At 71.6% G+C, this 401-nt stretch carries 1 pseudogene; it reads right to left on the bottom strand.

Going from position 1 to position 401, the window contains the following annotated elements:
* A pseudogene (locus EN818_RS30940) lies at positions 1-401 on the bottom strand (double-strand break repair protein AddB); the annotation flags it as partial.

The following is a 401-nucleotide window of genomic DNA, read 5'->3' as shown; positions in this document are numbered from 1 at the left end:
GCAAGATGCGGGGCGGCGGCGCCGATCGCCTCGACATCGCGGCGCTGGACGCGCATGCCGCCAATCAGCTTTGCGAGACCGTATTGCGGGTGGCCAAGCGTTGCCGGCCGCGCGCCGGGCGCCGTAATGGCCGCAAAGGACGCGTCGTCCAGCTCGCTGTCGAGCCCGGGCAGCACGACGGCGCCATTGGGCAGGCCGGCGATCACGGCGAGCAGCTCGGCGGTCGCGGGAATCGAGCCGGTCGAACCGGCGGCTATCACCGGTCCGCCCGGCGGGTTGCGCTTCAGCCGCGCCGCCACCAGCCGGATCAGCGCGCTGCGATGCGCGGCCGGATTGGAGCGGTTGCGTTCTTCAAGCAGCCGCGGCCAGTTGTCGGTGACGATGCCGAGGAAATCGAGCGT

Origin of the sequence: Mesorhizobium sp. M3A.F.Ca.ET.175.01.1.1 (genome assembly GCF_004791945.1) — a bacterium.
Taxonomy (GTDB): domain Bacteria; phylum Pseudomonadota; class Alphaproteobacteria; order Rhizobiales; family Rhizobiaceae; genus Mesorhizobium.
This window is presented reverse-complemented; position numbering and strand designations above follow the sequence as displayed.